General features: G+C 68.8%; 22 protein-coding genes. 18 read left to right on the top strand and 4 right to left on the bottom strand.

The features are described from left to right. Positions 1-7 precede the first annotated feature (7 nt). Positions 8-2,674: an AAA family ATPase gene (locus tag ACFORO_RS20605; protein ID WP_377871419.1), complete on the bottom strand. Its 2,667-nt coding sequence runs from the start codon at positions 2,672-2,674 to the stop codon at positions 8-10. Positions 2,675-2,788: 114 nt separating this feature from the next. On the opposite strand from ACFORO_RS20605, the gene ACFORO_RS20600 reads away from it, so the two are divergent. The 3 genes from ACFORO_RS20600 to ACFORO_RS20590 all read left to right on the top strand — a co-directional run bounded on the left by ACFORO_RS20600 (position 2,789) and on the right by ACFORO_RS20590 (position 5,941). Further along, complete coding sequence (locus ACFORO_RS20600) at positions 2,789-3,631, top strand: SDR family oxidoreductase (RefSeq protein ID WP_377871418.1); 843 nt, start codon at positions 2,789-2,791, stop codon at positions 3,629-3,631. A 12-nt stretch (positions 3,632-3,643) separates the two neighbouring features. After that, a complete protein-coding gene (locus ACFORO_RS20595; protein WP_377871417.1) occupies positions 3,644-4,060 on the top strand; it encodes a Dabb family protein in 417 nt (138 codons plus the stop codon). A 273-nt stretch (positions 4,061-4,333) separates the two neighbouring features. Next, positions 4,334-5,941 carry an ABC-F family ATP-binding cassette domain-containing protein gene (locus tag ACFORO_RS20590; protein ID WP_377871415.1) on the top strand — a complete coding sequence of 536 codons (1,608 nt, stop codon included), beginning with the start codon at positions 4,334-4,336 and terminating at the stop codon, positions 5,939-5,941. Here the strand turns inward: ACFORO_RS20590 and ACFORO_RS20585 are convergent. Next, positions 5,925-7,220: an MFS transporter gene (locus ACFORO_RS20585; RefSeq protein WP_377871414.1), complete on the bottom strand. Its 1,296-nt coding sequence runs from the start codon at positions 7,218-7,220 to the stop codon at positions 5,925-5,927. The two genes, ACFORO_RS20590 and ACFORO_RS20585, sit on opposite strands and share 17 nt — an antisense overlap. 85 nt (positions 7,221-7,305) lie before the next feature. On the opposite strand from ACFORO_RS20585, the gene ACFORO_RS20580 reads away from it, so the two are divergent. Together ACFORO_RS20580 and ACFORO_RS20575 are read left to right on the top strand one after the other, a co-directional pair. Continuing rightward, a complete protein-coding gene (locus ACFORO_RS20580) occupies positions 7,306-7,662 on the top strand; it encodes a winged helix-turn-helix transcriptional regulator (protein WP_354736231.1) in 357 nt (118 codons plus the stop codon). Positions 7,663-7,706: 44 nt separating this feature from the next. After that, entirely contained in the window at positions 7,707-8,573 is an 867-nt protein-coding gene (locus ACFORO_RS20575; protein WP_377871413.1) for a cyclase family protein, read from the top strand. A gap of 60 nt (positions 8,574-8,633) precedes the next feature. Here ACFORO_RS20575 and ACFORO_RS20570 read toward each other — a convergent pair whose 3' ends face one another. Beyond that, on the bottom strand, positions 8,634-9,548 hold the full coding sequence (locus tag ACFORO_RS20570) for a hypothetical protein (RefSeq protein ID WP_377871412.1): 915 nt from the start codon (positions 9,546-9,548) through the stop codon (positions 8,634-8,636). Further along, on the bottom strand, positions 9,545-9,883 hold the full coding sequence (locus tag ACFORO_RS20565) for a PadR family transcriptional regulator (protein WP_377871411.1): 339 nt from the start codon (positions 9,881-9,883) through the stop codon (positions 9,545-9,547). The genes ACFORO_RS20570 and ACFORO_RS20565 overlap by 4 nt, the downstream gene beginning before the upstream one ends. A gap of 109 nt (positions 9,884-9,992) precedes the next feature. On the opposite strand from ACFORO_RS20565, the gene ACFORO_RS20560 reads away from it, so the two are divergent. The 13 genes from ACFORO_RS20560 to ACFORO_RS20500 all read left to right on the top strand — a co-directional run bounded on the left by ACFORO_RS20560 (position 9,993) and on the right by ACFORO_RS20500 (position 22,461). Next, entirely contained in the window at positions 9,993-10,925 is a 933-nt protein-coding gene (locus ACFORO_RS20560) for an alpha/beta hydrolase (protein ID WP_377871410.1), read from the top strand. Between the two features lie 33 nt (positions 10,926-10,958). Beyond that, on the top strand, positions 10,959-11,411 hold the full coding sequence (locus ACFORO_RS20555; RefSeq protein WP_354736240.1) for a GbsR/MarR family transcriptional regulator: 453 nt from the start codon (positions 10,959-10,961) through the stop codon (positions 11,409-11,411). 10 nt (positions 11,412-11,421) lie between these two features. Continuing rightward, positions 11,422-12,237, top strand: a complete 816-nt coding sequence (locus ACFORO_RS20550; RefSeq protein ID WP_377871408.1) for a class I SAM-dependent methyltransferase — start codon at positions 11,422-11,424, stop codon at positions 12,235-12,237. 174 nt (positions 12,238-12,411) lie between these two features. After that, positions 12,412-12,984, top strand: a complete 573-nt coding sequence (locus tag ACFORO_RS20545; protein ID WP_354736245.1) for a TetR-like C-terminal domain-containing protein — start codon at positions 12,412-12,414, stop codon at positions 12,982-12,984. Positions 12,985-13,173: 189 nt separating this feature from the next. Then, positions 13,174-13,932 (top strand): SDR family NAD(P)-dependent oxidoreductase, encoded by a 759-nt coding sequence (locus ACFORO_RS20540; protein WP_377871407.1) that lies wholly within the window; start codon positions 13,174-13,176, stop codon positions 13,930-13,932. Further along, positions 13,929-14,915 (top strand): phosphotransferase, encoded by a 987-nt coding sequence (locus ACFORO_RS20535; protein ID WP_377871406.1) that lies wholly within the window; start codon positions 13,929-13,931, stop codon positions 14,913-14,915. The genes ACFORO_RS20540 and ACFORO_RS20535 overlap by 4 nt, the downstream gene beginning before the upstream one ends. Next, the gene (locus tag ACFORO_RS20530; protein ID WP_377871405.1) at positions 14,912-16,240 is read left to right on the top strand and encodes an aspartate aminotransferase family protein; all 1,329 of its coding nucleotides are present in this window, start codon (positions 14,912-14,914) and stop codon (positions 16,238-16,240) included. The genes ACFORO_RS20535 and ACFORO_RS20530 overlap by 4 nt, the downstream gene beginning before the upstream one ends. Beyond that, positions 16,237-16,986, top strand: a complete 750-nt coding sequence (locus ACFORO_RS20525; protein ID WP_377871404.1) for a 5-oxoprolinase subunit PxpA — start codon at positions 16,237-16,239, stop codon at positions 16,984-16,986. Before ACFORO_RS20530 ends, ACFORO_RS20525 begins: the two co-directional genes overlap by 4 nt. Beyond that, on the top strand, positions 16,983-17,876 hold the full coding sequence (locus ACFORO_RS20520) for a 5-oxoprolinase subunit B family protein (protein WP_377871403.1): 894 nt from the start codon (positions 16,983-16,985) through the stop codon (positions 17,874-17,876). Before ACFORO_RS20525 ends, ACFORO_RS20520 begins: the two co-directional genes overlap by 4 nt. Then, positions 17,870-18,847, top strand: a complete 978-nt coding sequence (locus ACFORO_RS20515; RefSeq protein ID WP_377871402.1) for a 5-oxoprolinase subunit C family protein — start codon at positions 17,870-17,872, stop codon at positions 18,845-18,847. Before ACFORO_RS20520 ends, ACFORO_RS20515 begins: the two co-directional genes overlap by 7 nt. A gap of 98 nt (positions 18,848-18,945) precedes the next feature. Further along, positions 18,946-20,172: an MFS transporter gene (locus ACFORO_RS20510; protein WP_377871401.1), complete on the top strand. Its 1,227-nt coding sequence runs from the start codon at positions 18,946-18,948 to the stop codon at positions 20,170-20,172. A 24-nt stretch (positions 20,173-20,196) separates the two neighbouring features. Beyond that, on the top strand, positions 20,197-21,942 hold the full coding sequence (locus ACFORO_RS20505) for a CocE/NonD family hydrolase (RefSeq protein WP_377871399.1): 1,746 nt from the start codon (positions 20,197-20,199) through the stop codon (positions 21,940-21,942). 171 nt (positions 21,943-22,113) lie between these two features. Further along, positions 22,114-22,461, top strand: coding sequence for a hypothetical protein (locus ACFORO_RS20500; RefSeq protein ID WP_377871398.1), 348 nt, complete (start codon positions 22,114-22,116; stop codon positions 22,459-22,461). The last annotated feature ends 7 nt before the right edge of the window (positions 22,462-22,468 follow it).

The following is a 22,468-nucleotide window of genomic DNA, read 5'->3' as shown; positions in this document are numbered from 1 at the left end:
GCCGGAACTAATCCGCGTCACGGAGATCAGGCATGTCCCTGAGCTGCCTCCGCGAAGTGATCCCGAGCTTGCGAAAGATGTTCCGAAGGTGCGCGTCCACCGTCCGAGGACTGAGGAACAGCCGCGTCGCGACTTCCTTGGACGTAGCCCCCGCGGCGACCTCGCGGGCGATGTGCATTTCCTGCATGGTCAACCGGTCATAGGTATGCGAGGAGCGGTTGCGCGCGACCTCCCCGGTAGCCCGCAGCTCGTCGGCGGCCCGTCGCGTGAACGCCTCCAGCCCGATCTTCGACAGCTGCTCATGCGCGACCCGCAGATGCTCGCGTGCGTCACGACGACGGCCCGCGCGGCGCAGCCATTCCCCGTACCGCAGGTGTGCCCGCGCGATCTGCACGGACAACGGACTGCCCGACAAATACGAGAACGCCGCGAGGTAGTCGTCCTCCGCGTCGGTGACCATCGCCCGCGCGCCCGCCGCGACGCCGAGCGCGAAGTCAGTGTCAGCGGATTCCGTGCGCTCCACCAACGCATCCAGTGCCGACCGCGCGACGGCGTCCTCCCCGCATCGCACGGCGGCCTCGATCTGTTCGGGCAGCGCGATGCCGGTGAGGAAGAGGTCACCGCTCGCGACGGCCTGTGTGGCGGCTTCGAAAGCGGCGGGATATTCGCCAAGGCCGTTGTACAGCACGGCCATCGCCCAGTGGGCGTTCGCGGTCAGCTGCCCGGTGCGCCGGCTCGTGGCCTCGGCGAACAGGTCGAGCACCTCCTGCTTGCGCCCGCGCATCGCCGCCAGGTGCACTCGCGGGTAGAGCTGCGGCGGATCGCCGAGAGCGTCGGCGATCGCCTCTTCCTCGGCGATCGCCGCCATCGCCTGTCCGAAGTTCCCGGTGAGCACCGCGTACACCGCCGCTTGCGAGAGACCGAGCCGGATGGTCATCGGCGATCCCGTGGACTGTCCGGTCCGCGTCAGCCAGTCGATGATCGTGCGGTGCAGGTCGAGGTCCCACAGTTCGCCAGCGAGCACGGTGGCCAGTGCGGGCGTCCGCGTCCAGCCCGCGTCGTCGCCGGTGAGGACCTGCCGGATGGCGGGCACCCCGGCGCGGTGGCCCTCGGTGGTCAAGCGCACCAGCGCGGCCAGGAGGTCCGGCGGCCCGGACGGGGGCGCGGCGGCGAGCACCCGGTCCAGCACTCCCGCGGCCCGCCCGACGGCCAGCCCCATTTCCAGCGCCGCCACCAGGAACTCGCGCGACCGTTCCGGATCGCTGTCCGCGAGCTGCTGCGCGGCGTGCAGGATGATTTCCGGACCGCGAACCGCCCCGTCCGCGCCCTGGACGAAGGCGATCTGCCCGCGCAACAGGTCGACCGAGGCGTGCTGCGGGAGCGCCAGCGTCGAGGTGTCGATGCTGGTCAGCAGGTCGGCGGCGGCGTCGGTCCGGCCTGCCGCGAGCGTCGCCCGCGCGGCTGCCAGTGTGCGTTCGACCTGCTTGCCGGGGTCGAGCGACAGCGCGGCGGCCCGCTCGAGGAAGGCGGCTGCGGCTGCGACACCACCGCGTGCTTGTGCGCGGGAAGCCGACAGCTCTAGCTCCGCCGCGACCTCTTCGTCCGGCCCGGCGGTGGCCTGCGCACGATGCCAAGCCCGGCGGTCGCCAGCGGTGTCCGGGTCGGTGACGTCGGCCAGCGCTCGATGCGCCGCCTGCCGCAGTTTTGGCTCAGCCGCGCGGTAAGCGGCCGAGCGCGCCAGCGGATGCGCGAAGCGCGCCCGGGTGTCGAACAGGATCAGCCCGGACGCCTCCGCCGCGGCGCTCGCGGCGGGCACGTCGAGGTCGAGCTGTCGTGCGGCTGCCCACAGCAGACCCGGGTCGCCGGTGGGATCGGCGCTCGCGAGGACCAGCAGCTGCCGCGCGTCCGGGGGCAGATCCGCCATTCTCGCGAGGAAACTCCGCTCGATCCGGCTCGCGATCGGGGACGGCGTCGGCAGCGCGAAACCGCCTGCTTTCGGCAGTTCGATCAGGGCGAGCGGATTGCCGCGGGCTTCGGCGAGCAGGCGATCGCGCACCCGCTCGTCCAGCGTCACGGTCTTCTCCTCGGCCAGCAAGACGCGTGCCTGCGCGTCGCTCAGGCCGCCGACGGTGAGCCCGGGCAGTTCGTCCAGCCCGGGGACCGGATCCTGGTCGCGGGCGGCGAACACCATCGCGATCGGCTCGGCCGAGACGCGCCGGGCCAGGAACGTCAACGCGCGAGCCGAGGCGGCGTCCAGCCAGTGCGCGTCGTCGATCACGCACAGCATCGGACGTTCCGCGGCCGCGGTGGCCAGCAGTTCGAGCGCGGCGAGACCGACACGGAACGGGTCCGGCGCGCCGTCGGCCAGCCCGAAGGCGACCAGGAGGGAGTCGCGGTAGGGCGTCGAGAGGGTGTCGAGGTGCTCCAGCACCGGAACGCACAGCTGGTGCAGCGCGGCGAACGGCAGCTCGCCCTCGAACTCCGACCCGGACGCGCGGATCCGCTGAAACCGCTCCGCTGCCTGTTCGAGGTGGTCCAGCAGCGCGCTCTTGCCGATCCCCGGCTCGCCGCGGAGGACGAGCACGCCGCCCTCGCCCCGCTCCGCGGCCTTGACCAGCGCGAGAAGGCGCTCGATCTCGTCGTGCCGGCCGATGAGGGAGGACGTCGTGGGCATGGTCCGAACCTTAGGGCAGCGGCCGTAGGCGAAGTAGGCGATTGTCACCGACGCGAGCGGCGGGGTGTCCAGGCGAAGGTGGTGACAGGCCATCCGAGGAAAGGAAATTCCACAATGGACACCGTGCTCGTCACCGGAGCGACCGGAACTGTCGGCTCCGCGCTGATCCCCGCTCTGCAGGCACGCGGCGGCACCGTCCGCGCCATGACCCGGGGCCGTCCCGTTGACGGTGTCGAGACCGTCACCGCCGACCTGCAGGACCCGGCCTCGGTCGCCGCGGCGCTGAAGGGAGTCGACGCGGTGTTCCTGAACAGCCCTTCGGCCGCCGACGCCGCCGAATTGCAGATCCAGTTCGCCAACCTGGCCCGCGACGCCGGCGTCAACCGGCTCGTGCTGCTCTCCCAGTACGCGGCACGCGCCGATTCGCCGGTGCGCTTCCTGCGCTGGCACGCCGAAGTCGAGGCGCACGTCGAGAAAATCGGGCTCGACTACACCGTGCTGCGGCCCAATCTCTATCTGCAAGGGTTGCTCAACTTCTCCGCCACCATCGCGCAGGGATTCCTCGCCGCGCCCATCGGCGACGCGGCGGTCAGCGTCATCGACACCCGGGACATCTCAGCCGCCGCCGCTGCCGTGCTCACCAGCAGCGGACACTCCGGCCGCACCTACACCCTGACCGGCCCGCGTGCCGTGACCCACACCGAGATCGCCGCCGCGCTCTCGGCCGCCACCGGACGGGACATCGCGTTCCACGACGCACCCGCCGACCAGTTCGCCGCCGCGCTGACCGGCTTGCTCCCGTCGTGGCAGATCGGCGGCCTCGTCGAGGACTACGCCCATTACGCCCGCGGCGAGGCCGCCGAGGTGCACACCTCCGTCGCCGATCTCACCGGCCGCCCCGCGCGCGACCTCACCGATTTCGCCCTGGACTACGCCGCCGCGTTCGCGGCTCTCTGAAAGGAAAATCCGATGATCTACCACAGCATTCGGTTCACGCTCAAGCCCGAGGTCACCTCGGACGAGAAGGGTGCGCTCGTCGCGAAGATGCGCGAGCTGTTCGACGCGATCCCGGCGGTCAAGGCCCGCGTCGCCGGCCCGGATTTCGGCGGGAAGTACGAATACGGCGCCGTCCTGGTGATCGAGGACATCGCGGGGTACTCGGACTACATGAACCACCCGGCGCACCTCGAACTGGACCGGATCGGGCTGCCGTTCGTGGACGAGTTCATGTCGTCCGACATCACCGACGACCCGGACCCGGAGATCGGCGCGAAGATCGCCGAGGTCCACCGGATCCGGTTCGAGAACGTGCCGGACATCGCGGACCTCATCTCCGGTCTCGCCGAGTACACCGGCAGCGCGGCACCGGGCAAAAACGGCAGCTGACGCGGTGTGGTGGGCGTGGTTCGCAGGTGGACCACGCCCGCCGCGTTAATTCGTTCGCGTCCGCTCTTGGCCGCTGGGTAAGCTGACGAGGAGCTGCTGCCGTTCATCGGAGAGGGACATTGATCTTCTGAGGTGCAGAGACACCGCGACCCGGGTTTTCGCCCGTCGCGCGTCTGGCCTCGGATGACGGCAACCAGAATCCCGTCCCGTGATACGCGTGCTGTGCCGCGGTGTCTCCCCGTTCTTGTCCATCACGAACGAGGAGTTACGCCTGTGTCTTCGTCCATTGTGTGCTCAGACCTCAGTTTCGCCTGGCCGGACGGCGAGGTCGTCTTCGACCGGTTCAATGTGACGATCAGCGAGGGCCGCACCGGGCTCATCGGGCTCAACGGTTCCGGGAAATCCACCTTGCTCCGGCTGATTTCCGGGGAGCTGCGGCCGGCCGCGGGCACGATCAGCGTGTCCGGCGAACTCGGCTACCTGCCGCAGAACCTGATCCTCGCCTCCGCTCGCCGGGTGGACGAGGTGCTCGGCCTGCGGGAGATCCGGGCCGCGCTCGCCGCGATCGAGCGCGGGGAAGCCGACGAGCGCCATTTCGCGACCGTCGGCGATCAGTGGGACGTCGAGGAACGCACCCGCGCGACGCTCGATCAACTCGGCCTCGTGCACGTCGCCCTGGACGCGCGGGCGGGGGAGCTGTCCGGCGGCGAACTGATCCTGCTCGGCCTCGCCGCGCAGTTCCTGCGGCAGCCGGACGTGCTCGTGCTCGACGAGCCGACCAACAACCTGGACCTGCGGGCCCGGCGCCGGGTCGGCGAGGCGGTCCGGGCGTGGAAAGGCGTGCTGGTACTGGTATCTCACGATCGCGAGTTGCTGCGGCACGTCGACCGGATCGCCGATCTCCGTTCCGGGGAGGTGACCTGCTACGGCGGGAATCTGGAGGATTACGAGGCCGCGGTGGCCGTCGAGCAGGAGGCGGCGGCGCGGATGATGCGCGCCGCGGAGTCGGATCTCAAACGGCAGAAGCGGGAGCTGATCGAGGCGCGGACCAAACTGGACCGGCGTGCTCGGTACGGCCGGAAACAGTGGGAGAACAAGCGCGAGCCCAAGGTCCGGATGCGCAAACGCCAGGAGGACGCGGAAATCGCCGCGGGCAAGCACCGCACGATGCATCTCGGCAAGGTGGCGGAGGCCAAGGAACGGCTGAAGGAGGCCGAGGGTGCGGTCCGCGTCGACGACGAGATCCGGATCGACCTGCCGGAAACCACGGTACCGTCCGGAAAAGAAGTGCTCACACTGTCTGATGTGGAGCTTCGGAACGGTCTCGCGGTGAACCTCGCACTGCGCGGACCGGAGCGAATCGCCTTGGTCGGGCCGAACGGTTCCGGCAAAACCACGCTGCTGCAAACGATCACCGGAGCGATCGAGCCGCTCGCCGGAACCGTGCACGTCCCGGTTCCGGTGCGCTGGTTGCCGCAACGGCTCGACATTCTCGATGACACGCTGTCCGCCGCACAGAACGTGGCCCGGGCAGCCCCGTCCGCGTCGAACAACGAGATCCGCGCTCAACTCGCCCGGTTCCTGTTGCGCGGCAGGCAGGCGGATCAGGCAGCCGGAAGCCTTTCCGGGGGCGAGCGTTTCCGGGCGACGCTGGCGACGTTGCTGCTCGCGGAACCGGCACCGCAGCTGCTGTTGCTGGACGAGCCCACGAACAATCTGGACCTGGCCAGCGTCCGGCAACTGTCGGAGGCACTGAATGCTTACGCTGGCGCTCTTGTGGTGGTGAGCCACGACATCCCGTTCCTGCACACAATCGGGGCGACGCGGTGGGTGCAGCTCAGGTCCACAGTGGAGGAAGCGATGGTCAGCGGATCGCGGTGAGGAGCGTGGCCGCTCCCGCCGCGATCAGCGCCGCCGCGAATCCGGTCCCGCCGCCGAGGTTGGCGATCGTGCTGAACACGGCGACCCCGCCGCCCGCACCGATGGCGAACCCGACTTCCTGGGTCGCCCCGGCTGCTCCGGCGTGTTCGGCGGTCGCGGCCTCGAACAGCGCAGTGGTCGCCAAGGTGCCGATCGCGCCGTACCCAAACCCGACCAGCGCAACCGGAAGCACTGTGTGCGTCAACGGAATCGCGGCTAGGCCGACAGCCTGAATCACTAACGCGATGGACGTCGACGTCCGGCTGCGCAGCCAGTTCAGGCTGAACGGCGCGACCAACCCGCCGACCGCGGTCGCCACGGCTTGCGGAGCCAACGCGAAACCGGCCTCAATCGGCGTCCGCCCTTGCGCGTGCTGAAGTTCGAGACTGACGAGATAGAGACAAGCCGCGGCGGTCGCGGCGGAAACGACGATCCGCGCGAACGACGACGCGAACCCCGGTCGCAGAAACAGCCGCACCTGCAACAACGGTTCCCGGAGCCGGAGCTGTCGGCGTACGAACACAATCCCCGCCGCCAAACCCGCCGCCGTGCACAACAACCCGCGCAACGGTGCGACGGTGATTTCCTGCAGCCCGTACACAATCCCGCCGATCGCCGCCACCGACCACAGCAGGCTCGGGATCTCCCATCCGGCAGCCGCCTGCCCGACCGATTCCGGCAGCAACCACATCGCCAGCGCGATCGTGAGCACCGCGAGCGGCACCAGCGCGACGAAAACCCAGCGCCAGCCCGGCCCTTCGGTCAGCAGTCCGCCGACGACCGGCCCCAGCGCGTTCCCCACTCCCAGCGTCGTGATCCACGACCCGTTGGCGAACGCGAGCGAGCGCCCGGAAAAGAGCGATCCGATCGTGCCGACGACCCCGGCCAGAATCAGCGCGCTGGCCACCCCGAGCAACCCGCGGCACACAATGAGCAACGCCGCGCTGGTGGCGGCCGCGGCCACCGCGTTCAGCACCGCCAACGCGCTCACGCCCAGCAGCAGCACGCGTTTCCGCCCGTACCGGTCGCCCGCGCGAGCCGCCCCGACCATCGCGACCGCCAGCGCGAGCGGGTACACGTCGACGATCCACGCGCGTGCCGGCGCGGACACCTGCAGTTCGGCGGCGATCCGCGGCAGCGCGGTGTTGACCATGCCGAGGGCGAGACTTCCGCCGAGCACTCCGGCCAGCAAAGGAATCAGAACGAGCCCGCGCCGAGGCTCCACTCGGGTCAACGCCATGCGACGATCGTGTCTGGTACCCCATTGGTCGACAAGTACGGACTTCACCGTCCGGTACTAACCGAATGGATAGTGAGGAGGCCGGATGCGTCCGCAAACGGAGAAGGCCGTGCGAGCGTGGCGAACCTCATGCGCCGCCGAGATCACGACGATGGTGCTCGGCGGCGCGTGGAAGCCGAGCATCCTGCACGCACTGGCCGACCACGGCGTGCTTCGCTTCGGCGAACTCTCGCGCCTGCTGCCGGATCTCACCGACCGAGTCCTGACCCGCCAGCTGCGCGAACTGGAAGCCGACGGCCTCCTGCGTCGCGTGGTGTACCCGCAGGTGCCGCCGAAGGTCGAATACAGCCTGACGGAACTGGGCGAAAACGCGCAGGAAGTACTGAACGCGATGGCGGCGTGGGGCCGGTCCTACGCCGAGAAGCACGACCCCGGCCGGTGAGCTGCCGGCCTGTCCGGCGGCGGATTCTCCGTAGCATCAAGGTCATGAGCGAGCACGAACTGCCGAGCAACTGGGGTCGCTGGGGCGCCGACGACGAACGCGGCACCCTGAACCTGATCACCGACGAGGTCCGCGAACGAGCCGGGCGCGAAGTGCGCACCGGCCGCTCGGTCTCCCTCGCGGTGCCGATCCGGCCCGCGCCGGTGCTGAGCGGCCCCTTCCCGCCGCGGACCGCCGAAGAGTCGCCGGTGCAGCAGTTCATGATGTACACCGGAAGCCCGGCGTTCGCGCACGCGGACGTCATGACGGTGACGAACCACCACACCCTGTCGACGCACCTGGACGCGCTGGCGCACATCCCGCAGGACGGACAGGTGTACCCGGGCCGCCCGGCGAACGAGAGCGTCACGATGGGCGGCGTCGTGCACGGGTCGACCGCGGCGTTCGCCGAAGGGATTGTGACCAGGGGAGTTCTGCTGGATCTCGGCGCCGACGGACCGGTGCCCGCCGATCGCGTGATCACCGGGCGGGACCTCGATGCCGCGGAGGAACGCGGCGAGGTCCGCGTCGAACCCGGCGACGCACTGGTCGCGCGGTTCGGCTGGGTGCGGACCCGCTACCGCGGAAACCCGATGCCCGGCATGAGCGTCGACGCGGTGCGGTGGATGCACGACCGCGGTGTGTCGCTGTATGCCGGGGACCTCTCGGATGCTTACCCGCCCTCGCAACCGTTCGCGATGCATGGGGTGGCCCTCCCGAGGTTGGGCATGCCGCTGATCGACGCCGTGGACGCCGACGAACTCGCCGCGGTGTGTGCGGAGCTCGGCCGGTACAGCTTTCTCTTCGTCGCCGCACCGCCGCGGATCCTCGGGCTGACGGGGGTGCCGGTCAACCCGCTCGCGATCTTCTGAGCGGCCCTTGCTCTTCCCCGTCGGCCGTTTTTTGGTGGCGGCAAGGGCAGTCTCTTGTTCTCAGTTTCGGTTCGTGTGCGGGTGCCGGTCGAACCGGTGGAGCAGAACAGCGATTCCCAGTGTGACGGCGATCGGTACGGCGTAAATGACGACCGGCAGAACCTGGTAGGCATCGAGCTGTCCGAGCACCCGCGCGACGATTGGTGCCGCGATGAGCGGCGCGAGAAGGATCAACGCCGCACGACGGCCGCCTCGCGTACTAATGCGGCAGGCAGCGAAGACGCCGGCCACGAGCACCACCAGTTGCACGAGTTGGGCGAGGGGAAGGTGCATGCCCCGGGCTGTCGTCGTGAGAGCGAGCAGTACCGCGACTGTGCTGACGAGAATGGCGAGTCGCCACCGGCCCAGCAGAGCCAAAGCACGGCGCGGACCCGGAGACACGGTCATCGCGACTGCCGCGAAAACGCTGAGCAGCACCCAGCCCGCGGTCACGTCCACCGCCCAGTGCCGGGCGGGATCGAGAATCGCGACAGAAAGCAGAGCGGCAGTAGCCAGCCAGGCGAGGGCCACCGACGCCCGGCGCAGGCCGCACACGCCGAGCACGGCGGCAGCGAGCCAAGCCGTCCACACTGGAACGTCGGCTAGCGCGCTGAGCCACATCCTCAGCGGCCAACCGTCCATTCGGGACACGGTCCGGATCTCGCGCACCGTCGAAGCCGCTCCGGTCAGCAGGAGCAACGGTGCCAGCAGGCTGACGATCGCCAGCGCGTCCCGGCGGCCGTGCCCGCCCAGGGTGTGTCGCCAGCGCACTTGGACGGCACCCCACACGAGGTCCAGGGTTTCCGTTTTCCCTGGCGTGCTTCGGTTTCCGGCACCGTCGAGCAGTACTCCCAGCATTTCTTCGCCGTGCACGTCCCGGTGTGCGCGCGGGTACAAAGCCAGCAGCCGCCGGTAGCGCCGCTCAAGGTCGTTCATGCCAGTCCTCCCGCGCTGCGGAGCTGAAGCCGCTCTTCGGCGGCGGTGGTGTGGCGTTGCCGTCGCCGGACCTCGGCGGCCAGCCGCGCGGCTCCCGGTTCGGTCAGGCGGTAGTAGCGGCGCAGCCTGCTGTCCACGACTTCCTCGCGATCCACTTCCACCCAGCCTTCCGCACTGAGCCGGTCCAGCGCGGCGTACAACGTTCCGGCCCGCAGCGTGACCTGGCCGCCGGAGATCGACTCGACGTCGCGCAGCACGCCGTACCCGTGCTGCGGCTGAGCGGCGAGCGCGGTGAGGACCAGGAAGGTCGGCTCGCGCAGAGCACCGTCATTCATATCGGAAGCATATACCGATGATCTGTATATGGCGATCAGGGTGTCTTCTTGACGTTGCTAGCTGTTTCAGTGCAGACTGAAATAACTAGCAAGAAGGGGAGAACGACACATGAGCTCTGAACAGGTGAGGTTCACCAGCCGGGGGACCCGGTGCGCCGGCGATCTGTATCTGCCGGACGTCGAGGGCCCGGTTCCCGGTCTGGTGCTGGGACACAGCGGGGTGATGGTCAAAGAGGCGCTGGCGGTGTTCGCGCCGTACTTCGTGCGCGCCGGATTCGCCGTGCTGGCGATCGACTACCGCACGGTCGGCGGCAGTGAAGGGGAACCGCGGGGCCAGGACTATCCGGAACGGCAGGCGGAGGACTTTCGCAGCGCGATCTCCTACCTGCAGCAACGGCCGGAGGTCGACAGCGAACGGATCGGGTTGTGGGGAGTCAGCATCGGCGGATCGGTCGCGGTGCAGGCGGCGGTGCTGGACCGGCGCGCGAAGTGTGTCGTCGTGCAGAGCCCCAGCGTGTGGAACGGGTGGCGGTACCTGGAACGGATGGCCGGCTGGGCCGGGGTGCGCGCGGTGCGCGACCAGCTCGACGAGGACTGGCAGCGGCAGTACGAGGGCGAGGCCAGCGCGCGGGTCCCGCATCTGAAGCTGGGGGACAGCGTTCAGGACACGCCGGACGTCGCCGCGGAGATGTTTCCCGCCTACCGCAACGAAAAGACGCTCGACTCGACCGAGCACCTGCTCACCTTCGCGCCGGAGGAACTCATCCACCGGCTGGCCCCGACGCCGCTGTTGATGATCGCCAACGGCGGCTGGGATCCGTACCACGTGCTGGAGGAGGCGCAGAGCGCGTTCGCCAAGGCAGGCGAGCCGAAGCGGCTTGAGGTGCTGCCCTACGACGTGCTCGGCCTCTACACCGGACCTGGGCTCGAAGAGGCGATGGCGCTGGCCGTGGATTGGTTCGACCAGCACCTGCGCAAGGCCCCGCGGCCCGGCGTCACCCCGGTGCCTTCCCGCGATACGGGGGCCGTCATGACAGAGTGACTGATCTGAAGAGCCAGCCGAGGAGGGCGTGCGATGTCCCATCAGGACAAGCAGGGCGAGGTGCTGCAGTGGGTCGAGCGGGTGGCGACGTTCTGCGTCGAGGAATGGGCGCTGCCGCCGATCACCGGGCGCATCCTCGGCCTGCTGATGATCTGCGACCCGCCTGAGCAGTCCGCGGGCCAGATCGCCGACACGATCCAGGCCAGCCGCGCCTCGCTGACGTCGAACATGCGCTTCCTGACCACTATCGGGCTCATCCGCAAAGTCCGCGTCCCCGGCGACCGCACCACTTACTACCGCATCGAAGACGACGCCTGGCACAAGGTGGTCCAGCGCAAGCTCGACAGCCTCGGCGCCTTCGGCGACATCGCCGACGAGGGCATGAAACTCGCCGGGGGCGGCCCGAACACCGAACGCATCCGCGCCGCGCAACGGTCCCTGACCTGGCTGCGCGACCTCGCGGAGCGCAATCCCCTGAAAACGTAAGGACTTTCTCGTGCCAAGCCTGCGTCTCGACCTGGACCCGCTCCGGGAGACCCTGCTGCTCACCCTCCACGCCAGGGCCCTGGATTCCCAGTCGCCGCACCCCATCCTCGGCGACATCCACGCGGCCCGCGTCGCCGAGCGGATCGACTACGACTTCGCCCGGCTGAAGGTCAAACCGAGCCTGGTCTGCGGTACCGCTCTGCGTGCCAAGAAACTCGACGAGGCGGTCCGGGCCTTTGTCGCTGCCCACCCGGACGCAGTCGTGCTAGACCTCGGGTGCGGCCTGGATTCGCGGGCGCTCCGCTGCGACCCGCCCGACGGCGTCGACTGGTACGACGTCGACTTCCCGGATGTCGTCGCCCTGCGGCCGCAATTCCTTCCGGCGCGGTCTCAGTGCATCGGCGCTGATCTGACTGAGCCCGGCTGGCTCGACTCGCTGCCCCGCGATCGACCCGCGATGATCGTCGCCGAGGGCGTCCTGCCGTTCCTGCCCGGTGATGCCTTCCAGCGAATGGCGCGGCAGCTGACCGCGCATTTCGAGACCGGGGAGTTGGCGCTCAACGGTTACACCCGGTTCGCTGCCTGGTCGATGAAGTACCACCCGACGATCAAGGCCATCGGGATCACCGCGGCGCAGGGCTTCGACGACGCGCACGAGCCGGAGGGGTGGCAGGCCGGTCTGACTCTGGTCGACGAGCAACTGCTGACCCGTGTTCCGGAGGTCAGTTCTTTCCCCCAGCCGCTGCGCGCGGTGACTCGGTTGATGGGTTGCAGCACCGCGTTGTCCCGGCAGGGCACTCGGGTGCTTCGGTACCGGTTCCAGTAACGGCGGGCCGCAGCTCCCGGTCAGGGCGAGCGAGTCACCGGGACGAACAGTGTTCGGCTGACGAACACCCCGGGATAGGGTGCACTGGTGGACCCGAAAGAACGACGCGCGGCGCGGTCCCTTGCCGTTGCCCGCTGGCCCGGCGGCCTGAGCCGCGAACGCTAGCCTGGTCGTATGGCAGACACCCGTCCTGGAGGCCGGACCGCTCGCACGCGCGCGGCGGTGCACAACGCCGTGCGCGAGTTGTTCGCCGAGGGACGCGACCAGCCGTCGGTGCGGGAAGTGTCCGAACGCTCAGGTGTGCACGAGGTGACGATCTACCGGCGGTGGGGGCGGATCGAGTCGCTGGTCCTCGACGTCGCCGTCACCCAGCTCAACGACGAAGCCCCGTTCCCGGACAGTGGCGACCTGCGCCGCGACCTGCTCGACTGGGCGCACGCGGTCGCCGGACAGGTGAAGACGCGCGAGGGATTCGCGTTGTTCCGCGCGCTGGCTGCGGCTACGTCTCCGCTCGGGGGCGGGCAGGGCGAGCAGGCCGCTGTCGATGCGGCCGGGTACCTGCGGCAGCGGACCGCGCAGCTGCAACGGGCGTTGGACCGGGTGGCGGCCGCTGGCGGGAAGCCGCCGACGGTGGCGCACGTGTTCGATGTGGTGCTCGCGCCGATCTATCTGCGGGCGATTTTCGGGTATGAGCCGCCGGATACGGAGTTGGCGGCGTTGGTGGATCGGGCGCTCGCTACTGCCTGAGGCTAGGTGCCCCGGCTTCGCCAAGGGACGTGAGGGGAACCCTGACGGACTCTGATTCCCTCAGGGTTCCCCTCACGTACGTCTGACGGCTGGCTGAAAAATCTAACTGCAGGATCTCTTGCATTAGTGGCCATCCCTTCGCATACTTCTCGTTAGTGCAAGTTTTCTAACGTTAAGAGCGGAGTCCTCATGACCGGCAGCGCACACCCGCTTCGCGATCGGATCGCCGTCGTCACCGGGGCGAGTTCGGGGATCGGGGCGCAGATCGCCCGCGAGCTCGGCTCCGCCGGGGCTCGGATTGCCCTGGTGGGGCGGGATTCTCAGCGGCTCGCGGCGGTCGTCGGGGAGCTGACCGCGGCGGGGGTCGAGGCCGAGCCGATCGTCGCTGATCTCGCGACCGCGGCCGGGCCCCAGGAGGTCGTGGACCGCACGATCGCCCGGTTCGGCGGCATCGACGTGCTCGTGCACGCCGCCGGGGTCTTCCTGCCGACGCCGTTCGCCGACACCACCGACGAGATCCTCGACGCGCAGTGGGCGACCAACGTCCGTGCGCCGTTCCGGCTGACCAGGGCGGCTGCCGAGCACCTCGGCGACGGCAGCAGCGTCATCTTCGTGTCGTCCATCTGCGGGCACGTCGGATTCCCGAACTCCAGCGCCTATTGCGCGACCAAGGGCGCGGTGGAGCTGCTGGTCAAATCGCTGACCGCCGAGTTCGCGCCGCAGGGAATCCGGGTGAACGCCGTCGCCCCGGGCAACGTGCGCACGAGCATCAACGCGCACCTGCTCGCGGATTCCGACTACGAGCGCCAGATGCTCGACTCGACTCCGGCGGGACGCGTCGGCGAGGTCGGCGACATCGCGCCCGCGGTCGCGTTCCTCGCTTCCCCTGCCGCGTCGTACATCCACGGTGCCAGCCTGTTGATCGACGGCGGGTGGGTGGCATCGTGAAGCCCGAGTTCCGCGAACTCGTGACTGCGAGCGGGCTCGACGTGGTCACGGAACCGCTCTACGAAGCGGTAGTGCTTGCTGCGCTTCAAAAACTGCACGGCTTGTCCGGACGGTTGGAGCGGATCGCGTCGGAGAAGGACGAGACGTTCGTCCTGCACGCAGCAGACGCGCGCTACCTGGTCAAGGTGAGCGGCGAAGCGCGGGAGGATCTCGCGTTGCAGACGGCGGTGCTGCGGCATCTCGAACGCACCGCACCCGAGCTGCCGGTGCCCGTGGTGAAGTCCGGTGTGGACGGTTCGGATCTGCACGACATCGCAAGTGGACGGTCGCTGCGGGTCTTGTCGTTCTTGCCAGGGGAGCCGCTGGCCAAGAGCACTGTTGATCCGGAGCCTTTCGGCCGGTGGCACGGGCAGCTCACCCGTGCGCTCGCTGGCTTCCCCGGGAAACGGACTCTGCTGTGGGATCTGCGCCACCTCGGTGCGCTCGCGCCGTTGCTGGACACAGTGGACGGTCCACAGCGAACACTCGCGCAAGAAGTATTGGCGGAGTTCGCGTTCCGCGTCCGGCCAGGGGAGCTGGAAACCCAACTGGTGCACAACGACATGAGTCCGCACAACCTCCTCGTTGACGCGCGCGGCGAGCTGGCCGGAATCCTCGACTTCGGCGATGTGCTCACCACGGCGGTGATCTTCGACCTTGCCATCGCGCTGTCCAACCTCCTCGACGCGGACGCGACGGACCCGTGGGCGGCTCCGCTCGCGTGGCTGCGCGGCTACCTTCAGATCAGGCCGGTCGCCGAAGAAGAACTCGCGCTGCTCCCGTTGCTGGCCACCGCGAGATTGGTGCAGCGCGCGCTGATCGCGTCGTGGCGGGCCCGGCGGGATCCGGCCCGCGCGGAGTACGTCCTCTCGCACGCGTCCCGCGATTGGACCACCGCCCGCGCCGTGTATGCGGACCCCCGAGCTCTGGAGGTGGGGCGATGACCCGGCCGGAAATGGTCAACGGCTTCACCAGCGAGCACCTTTCCGCTCAACCCCGCCACATCCGGGAGTTGATCGACCGGCGCGCGAAAGTGCTCGGGCCGGGATACCAGCTGTTCTACACCAACCCGGTCGAAGTCAGCCGGGGTTCGGGCGTGCACCTCTACGATCCCGCGGGTAACGAATACCTCGACGCGTACAACAACGTCGTCTCGCTCGGCCACTGCCACCCGGCAGTCGTCGAGGCGGTGACCCGGCAGCTGTCGACGCTCACCACGAATACCCGTTACCTGCAAGAAGATCTGCTCGACTTCTCCGAACGACTGCTCGCGACCTTCCCCGCCGAACTTGACCGAGTCACCTACACCTGCACCGGTTCGGAAGCCAACGACCTCGCCCTGAGAATCGCCCGGGCGCACACCGGAAACACCGGGATCATCGTCACGCGCAACGCGTATCACGGAGTAACCGCCGAGGTCGCCGCGTTCTCCCCGTCACTTGGCCCGACCTCGCCACTGGGACCGCACGTCCGCACGATCAGCGCACCGGATCCCTTGCGGCACGGAGACGTGACGGGCATGCTGCGCAGCGAGATCCGGGCAGCTATCGAAGACCTCCAGCAGCATGACTTCGGCGTGTGCGCGCTCGTCGTGGACAGCATCTTCTCCTCCGACGGTGTGCAGCCGTTCCCGACGGATCTGCTGGGAGTTCTCGCCGCCGAAGTCCGCGCGGCAGGCGGCGTCTACCTCGCCGACGAAGTCCAAGCCGGATTCGGCCGTACCGGAGCCGGATGGTGGGGCTTCGGCAGGCATGACGTCGTGCCGGACCTCGTGACGCTCGGAAAGCCGATGGGCAACGGAATCCCCGTGGCCGCGACCGTGCTGCGGAACGAGATCGGCCGGGAATTCGGTCAGAAGGTCCGCTACTTCAACACATTCGGCGGCAGCAACGTGCCGATCGCGGCGGCCTCGGCGGTGCTTGACACCATCGAGCGCGAAGGACTCATCGACAACGCCCGCGAGATCGGCGCACAGTTGCTCAGTGGCTTCACCGAAATCGTCGAGAGGCATCCGTTTCTCGTCGAGGCGCGCGGTGCCGGTCTGTTTCTCGGCATCGAGGTGACCGAACCGGACAGTACCGAGCCAGACCGGGAAGCCGCTCAGTCCCTTGTGGACGATCTGCGGGAGAACTTCGTGCTCGTGTCGGCGTCCGGACCGCACGGCAACGTCGTCAAAATCCGGCCGCCGCTGGTGTTTTCCGCCGCCGACGCCGCACTGCTGCTCGAGCGCTTCGCTGACGCAGCCGCCCGAGTCCGGAGGTGCGCATGACCGGACCGACGATCGACCTCAACGCCGACGCCGGCGAAAGCTTCGGCCGCTGGACTCTCGGCGACGACGACGCCCTGTTCCAGCACATCACCACCGCCAACATCGCGTGCGGCTACCACGCGGGCGACCCGGCGACCATGCGTTCGTCCCTGATCCGCGCGCGGAACGCCGGGATCGCCGCCGGGGCCCACCCCGGTTATCCGGACCTGCTGGGCTTCGGCCGCCGCGCATTGCCCGCGACCGACTCCGACGTGGTCGACTACATCCTCTACCAGGTCGGCGCGCTCGCCGGACTCGCCGCAGCGGAGGAAGTCCCGCTCACCCACGTCAAACCGCACGGCGCGCTGATGGGCCGGATCTGCCGTTCACCCGAACTGGCGGTCACGGTCGCGAGAGAGCTTCAGTCCGTTCTCCCCGGGGCACCGCTCATGTTCGCGCCGACCGAGGCGCAGCGCGTGGTGGTCGCAGCCGGATTGCCGGTCATCCCGGAGAACGCGGCCGACCTCGACTTCGATCAGGACGGCATCAACGTCGTCGAATCCATTCCGCAGGCCAAGGACCCGGCGGCGGTGGCGAACCGGGCGCTGGAGATGGCGCGCGGCACGGTCCAGACGGTCGACGGAACGGTGATTCCGATGCCGGTGCGATCGGTGTGCGTGCACGGCGATCGGCCGAACGCGGTGGCGGTAGCGGAGGCAGTGCGTCGTCGTCTTGAGACGGCTGGGTTCGTGGTGCGTGCGGCATGAGCTACCAATTCTTCGCCGACGGCGCCCGCGCCAGTTTCGGCGGCGACGAGTTCGTGTTCGTCGAGGTCTGCGAAAGCATGGATCTCGCCCAGGCACTGCGCGTCCAGGCGATCACCGGCGAACTGTCGCGGCGCGAGCTGCCCGGAATTCTCGACGTCGCCCCGGCCAACGCCAGTTACCTCGTGCGCGTCGACCCGGACATCCTTCACCCGCGCGAACTGGTGCGAACGCTGGCCCGGCTGCACGAACGGTTCGGGGAAGCGGGATCGGTCGCGCTGGACACGGAGATCATCGAAATCCCGGTCTGGTACGGAGATCCGGAGACCGAGCGGGTGTGCCTGAAGTTCCGCGACCGGCACCAATCGGGAGCCGAAACCGATCTCGCCTACACCGCGCGTGTCAACGGGCTGGCCGAGGACGATCTCGTAGCCGCGCATTCGTCGGCGCCTTTCATCGTCACTTTCCCGTGTTTCAAACCGGGCAATACCGAATGCGTCCAGCTCGTGCCACGCGAACGGCAACTCCAGGTGCCGAAGTACCTGCGCCCGCGGACCGAAACCCCGGCAAGGGCCGTCGCGCACGGCGGCGCGTTCACCGTCGTCTATCCCACCGCGGGAGTCGGCGGCTACCAGCTGCTGGGCCGATCCCCGGTCCCGGTCGCCGATCTCGCGCAGCGGACGCCCGGGTTCGAGACGTCGAAAGTGCTCGCCACGATCTCCACGCTGCTGAGCTTCCGGCCCATTCCCGGCGACGAATACGCGCAGCTGCGCACCGATTCCCGCGAAGGCCGCTACCGATACCGCCGCGCGCCGGTCCGGTTCGCGCTCGCCGAATTCCTCGCCGACCCAGCTGGCTATCCGCGGATATTGAGGGCGGCGTTGTCATGCTGACCGTCCTCGCCCCGGGCGCGCGCACGCTCGTCCAAGACCTCGGCCGCGCCGGGCAGTACGCCATCGGCTTGCCCCCGTCCGGCGCGCTCGACCAGTACTCGCACTGCTGCGCCAACCTGCTCGTCGGCAACGACGAAACCGCCGCGACGCTGGAAATCACCATGATCGGCCCGGAACTGCGCTTCGCCGAACCGGCAATCGTGGCGGTCACCGGCGGCGAGGCCGAGATCAGCATCGACGGAACACGCGCCGAGTGCTGGCAGACGCTGTCCGCGGACGCCGGCCAAGTACTGCGGATCGGCACGTTGCGCACCGGCTGCCACGCCTACCTCGCCGTGCGCGGCGGGATCGCGACGGAACTGTTCCTCGGCAGCCGGTCCACCTACCAGAGTTCGGCGATCGGCAGTCCGCTCGCTTCCGGCGACACCCTGCCGATCGGCGACGAGACCGACGGATTCTGTCCTGGCGAGGGCAGCACCGTCGACCCGCGGTTGCGTCCCGCGCTCGGCGGACACCAGCCGTTGCGGCTGGTCGAGGGGCTGTGCCGGTACCGCTTCACCGACGAGAGCGTCCGGGAGTTCTTCTCCTCGACGTTCACCGTCTCGGCCGAGTCCGACCGGACCGGCCGCAGGCTGATCGGCCCGGCACTGCGGTTCGTGGACCGCGAAGCCCCGTTCGGCGCGGGCGACAACCCCAGCAACGTGGTCGACCTCGGCTACCCGGTCGGCTCCGTGCAGGTCCCCAACGGCGAGGAGGCCATCTGCCTGCTGCGCGACGCCGTGACCGGCGGCGGCTACGCCACGATCGGCACCGTCGTGACCGCCGACCTCGACGTCCTCGCCCAGCTCAAAGCACCGGACACGGTCCGTTTCGTGCCGGTGTCGCTCGACCAGGCCGTCGCCGCCCGGCGCGAGAGCCGCGACCGGCTCGACCACGTGCGGCGCGGGCTGCGGCTGCTCTCCCTGTACTGACCCGTCTTCCGGCAGCACCCGGCCGTCCCCGGAGGACGGCGCGAACGCCCCCGTTCGCCAGCGCCGCTCGTACCCGCCTCGCTCCGAGGAGCCCCGCCATGACCACTCCCGAACTCGCCGTCGCCACCCCGAGGCATGCTTCGCCGTGGACCGTCCGGACCTTGCTGATCCTGCTCGTCCTCGACCTGACCTACCTCGTCAACGCGATGGACCGGCAGGTGTTCGCGATCCTGCTGCCGGACATCAAGCAGGCCTACCTGCTCACCGGCACCCAGGCCGGGACGCTGTCCACGATCTTCACCCTCGGCATGGGGCTGGCCGGCATCCCGGCGGGGTACCTGGCCGACCGGATCGGCCGCAAACGGGTCATCATCGCGAGCCTGCTGCTGTTCTCGATCACCTGCGCGCTGCAGGCGACGGCGCACGGGCTCGTCGACCTGACCGCGTGGCGGATCCTGTCCGGAGTCGGCGAAGGAGCGCAGAACGCGGCGCTGTACGCGGCCGTCGGCGCGTACTTCCACCGCAACCGCGCGGTCGCGATCGGGTCGATCAACGCGGCGTTCGGGCTCGGCGCGTTCGCCGGTCCGCTCTGGGGCGGGGCGCTGCTGTCCTCGACCGGCAACTGGCGCGTTCCATTGCTGGTGTTCGGCGGGCTCGGCCTGGTCATTCTCGTGGTCATGGCGTTCACGGTGCCGCGATCGGCGACGGAAACCGGACGCCAGGAGGCGCCCCGTGAGTTGCCGACGACCGGCCGTGAGATCCGGTTCTTCAACCGCCGGGTCGTCTGCTGCGCCATCGCCACCCTCGCGGCGGGCTTCTCGATCTATGGCTACCTCGGGCTGTATCCCACCTATCTCCGCGACGCGCACGGCTACTCCGGCAGCCAGATCTCAGTCGCCGCGGGCATGTTCGGGCTCGGCGCGCTCACGTCGGTGTTCTGCGGGATGTTCGCCGACCGGCTCGACCAGCGGCTGGTCAACGTCGCCGGATTCGCCGCGATCGCCGGGTGCGGGGCGGGCATCTTCGCCTTCGCCGACGCCTATCCCGCGCAGCTCGTGCTTTCGCTGGTGCTGGGGATCGCGTTCACCGGGATCGTCTACACCAACACGAACGCGCTCATGCAGCGTTCGGTGCCTGCCGCGAAGGCGGGCCGGGCGAGCGGGCTGTTCGTCGCGGCCATGTATCTCCCGGCGAGCGTGTCCGGCTACTTCTTCGCCGCCGTCAAATCCGGTTTGGGGTGGCACACCGCCGGAGTCATCCAGCTGTGCGCGATCCCCGTCGTCGGCCTCGTCGCGATGGCCGCGATGGGCACAGCGCGCGACTGACCACAAAGGACAGAGAGGAAAACCATGACACAGCAATACAAACCGTACTCCGAAGTGCGCGACGGCATGCGGATCGACTGGGACGTCCGGCTCTCGATGAGCGACGGCGTGACGCTCGCCGCGGACATCTTCCGGCCGGATGACGACCAGCCGCATCCGGTGCTGCTCGCGGCCAGTCCGTACGGGAAGGGGCTTTCGTTCGCTGAAGGTTTCCCTTCGCAGTTCTCGGCGCTGGTGCGCGACCATCCCGAAGTGGTGGCCACTTCGACGGGCGCGTACCAGGTTTGGGAGTACCCGGACCCGGAACGGTGGGTCCCGGAGGGTTATGTGTGCGTGCGGATCGACGTGCGCGGCACGGGCGGCAGCGAAGGGGCGATCGACTTCTTTTCGCCGCGTGAGGCACAAGATCTCTACGAAGCGATCGAATGGGCCGGTGTCCAGGACTGGAGCAACGGTAACGTCGGGATGCTCGGCATCTCCTACCTGGCGACCAATCAATGGCTGGCCGCCGCGCTTTCCCCGCCGCATCTCAAGGCCATTTGCCCGTGGGAGGGCGCGTCCGACTATTTCCGCGAATACACCCACCACGGCGGGATCCCGACGGAATTCATGCCCAGCTGGGCTCCGAACCAGGTGCTGCGCATCCAGCACGGCCGCGCCGACGCGCCGGTCAACCCGAACACCGGGCGTCGGGTCTCCGGAAAGCCTCTGCGCACCGAGGAAGAACTGGCGGCGGCCGCGATCCGGATCTCCGACGTCCTGCTCGAACGGCCGGTTGTCGACAACTACTACCAGGACCGGACCGCGGTGCTGGAGAAGATCACCGTGCCGGTGCTGTCCTCCTCGAACTGGGGCGGCATGGGGCTGCATTCGCGTGGCAATTTCGAGGGATTCCAGCGGGTTTCGTCCGAACAGAAGTGGCTGGAGGTGCACGGGCTGGAACACTGGACTGAGTTCTACACCGACTACGGCCTCGACGTGCAGCGCCGGTTCTTCGACCATTTCCTCAAGGGCGAGGACAACGGCTGGGACGCTCAGCCGCCGGTCCAGTTGCAGGTGCGCACGCCGGACAGCTTTTTCCCGCGCCACGAACGGGAATGGCCGCTCGCACGCACGGAATGGACCTCGCTGAGTCTCGATCTCGGCACTCGCGCGCTGACTGAACACGCTCCCGCTGGTTGGCAGCAAGCGGAGTTCGTCGCGCGTTCGGAAGGGCTGCTCTTCACTTTGCCGCCCGACTCGCGGGAAGTCGAATACACCGGTCCGGCGGCGGTGAAATTGTTCGTTTCGTCGACGACTGAGGACGCCGATCGTTTCGTCACGGTGCACCTGTTCGATCCTGACGGCGTCGAGGTCCTTTTCCCGACTGCTTTCGAGCCGAACGGTCCGGTCGGCCAGGGCTGGTTGCGCCTGTCGCACCGCGAACTCGACCCGGAGCTGTCGCGCCCCTACCGTCCTTGGCAGCGGCATACGGCGGCGTCGCCGCTGGTGCCCGGGGAGGTGTACGAGGCCGACGTGGAGATCTGGCCGTTCTCGATCGTGGTCCCGGCTGGGTATGCGCTCGGGGTTTCCGTGCGCGGCCAGGATTACGAGCACCATTTGCCCGGCCCGCACGAACTGACCTACGGCCGCGAAGTCCGGGGCAGCGGTGCGTACTGGCACGAACTCCCCGGCGATCGCGATCGGGCGGAGTACAGCGGCCGGACTACCTTGCACAGCAACGAAAACCAGCGACCGCAGGTGCTGCTGCCCCGGATTCCGGGGGCCTGACCGCCGCACTTCGCGAACCGGCGCCACCCCGCCGAACCCGCGGCACGGAACCGCCGGTTTCGCGAAAGCGCCAGACGCCGCCCTCGGTGGGCGGCGTCTGGTCGCGGAGATGCCTGGACAGCGGGAAGTGCGCGGTTCTATCGTGAGGAGTTCGAAACCTGGGGAGGGGTCATGATTCGCCGGACAATTGTCTTGCTTGGCGTGCTGGGACTGGCCGGGATCGGCGCGGTGGCGCCTGCTTCGGCCGCGTCGCCGAGGACTTCGCAGCTGACTCTCGATCCGAACTCGGGCGCGCCCGGCGATCCGGTGACGATGAGCTGGCAATGCAGCAAGGACGACGGCCCGGTGCGCCAGCTGTGGTCGAACGTGCTCACCGGTTTCCCGACGAACCCGCACACCTACGTCGGCACCGCGCAGGCGGCGGTGCGGCCGGACGTCACTCCGGCGGGGAACGGGAACTACTGGGTGGCACTGGACTGCCAGCATTCGTACTCGATCCTGCCGTTCACCGTGCGCTGAGCTGGAT

The organism is Amycolatopsis halotolerans (assembly GCF_042647905.1).
Taxonomy (GTDB): domain Bacteria; phylum Actinomycetota; class Actinomycetes; order Mycobacteriales; family Pseudonocardiaceae; genus Amycolatopsis; species Amycolatopsis halotolerans.
The sequence above is the reverse complement of the archived record's forward strand: the minus strand, read 5'-3'. Positions and strand labels throughout refer to the sequence as shown.

Coding starts and splice junctions, on each gene's coding strand:
- ACFORO_RS20605 (WP_377871419.1), bottom strand. CDS start 2,674: ATGCCCACGACGTCCTCCCTCATCGGCCGGCACGACGAGATCGAGCGC.
- ACFORO_RS20555 (WP_354736240.1), top strand. CDS start 10,959: ATGTCCCATCAGGACAAGCAGGGCGAGGTGCTGCAGTGGGTCGAGCGG.
- ACFORO_RS20575 (WP_377871413.1), top strand. CDS start 7,707: ATGAGCGAGCACGAACTGCCGAGCAACTGGGGTCGCTGGGGCGCCGAC.
- ACFORO_RS20545 (WP_354736245.1), top strand. CDS start 12,412: ATGGCAGACACCCGTCCTGGAGGCCGGACCGCTCGCACGCGCGCGGCG.
- ACFORO_RS20515 (WP_377871402.1), top strand. CDS start 17,870: ATGCTGACCGTCCTCGCCCCGGGCGCGCGCACGCTCGTCCAAGACCTC.
- ACFORO_RS20600 (WP_377871418.1), top strand. CDS start 2,789: ATGGACACCGTGCTCGTCACCGGAGCGACCGGAACTGTCGGCTCCGCG.
- ACFORO_RS20525 (WP_377871404.1), top strand. CDS start 16,237: ATGACCGGACCGACGATCGACCTCAACGCCGACGCCGGCGAAAGCTTC.
- ACFORO_RS20565 (WP_377871411.1), bottom strand. CDS start 9,883: ATGAATGACGGTGCTCTGCGCGAGCCGACCTTCCTGGTCCTCACCGCG.
- ACFORO_RS20570 (WP_377871412.1), bottom strand. CDS start 9,548: ATGAACGACCTTGAGCGGCGCTACCGGCGGCTGCTGGCTTTGTACCCG.
- ACFORO_RS20510 (WP_377871401.1), top strand. CDS start 18,946: ATGACCACTCCCGAACTCGCCGTCGCCACCCCGAGGCATGCTTCGCCG.
- ACFORO_RS20540 (WP_377871407.1), top strand. CDS start 13,174: ATGACCGGCAGCGCACACCCGCTTCGCGATCGGATCGCCGTCGTCACC.
- ACFORO_RS20505 (WP_377871399.1), top strand. CDS start 20,197: ATGACACAGCAATACAAACCGTACTCCGAAGTGCGCGACGGCATGCGG.
- ACFORO_RS20585 (WP_377871414.1), bottom strand. CDS start 7,220: ATGGCGTTGACCCGAGTGGAGCCTCGGCGCGGGCTCGTTCTGATTCCT.
- ACFORO_RS20595 (WP_377871417.1), top strand. CDS start 3,644: ATGATCTACCACAGCATTCGGTTCACGCTCAAGCCCGAGGTCACCTCG.
- ACFORO_RS20560 (WP_377871410.1), top strand. CDS start 9,993: ATGAGCTCTGAACAGGTGAGGTTCACCAGCCGGGGGACCCGGTGCGCC.
- ACFORO_RS20530 (WP_377871405.1), top strand. CDS start 14,912: ATGACCCGGCCGGAAATGGTCAACGGCTTCACCAGCGAGCACCTTTCC.
- ACFORO_RS20520 (WP_377871403.1), top strand. CDS start 16,983: ATGAGCTACCAATTCTTCGCCGACGGCGCCCGCGCCAGTTTCGGCGGC.
- ACFORO_RS20580 (WP_354736231.1), top strand. CDS start 7,306: ATGCGTCCGCAAACGGAGAAGGCCGTGCGAGCGTGGCGAACCTCATGC.
- ACFORO_RS20500 (WP_377871398.1), top strand. CDS start 22,114: ATGATTCGCCGGACAATTGTCTTGCTTGGCGTGCTGGGACTGGCCGGG.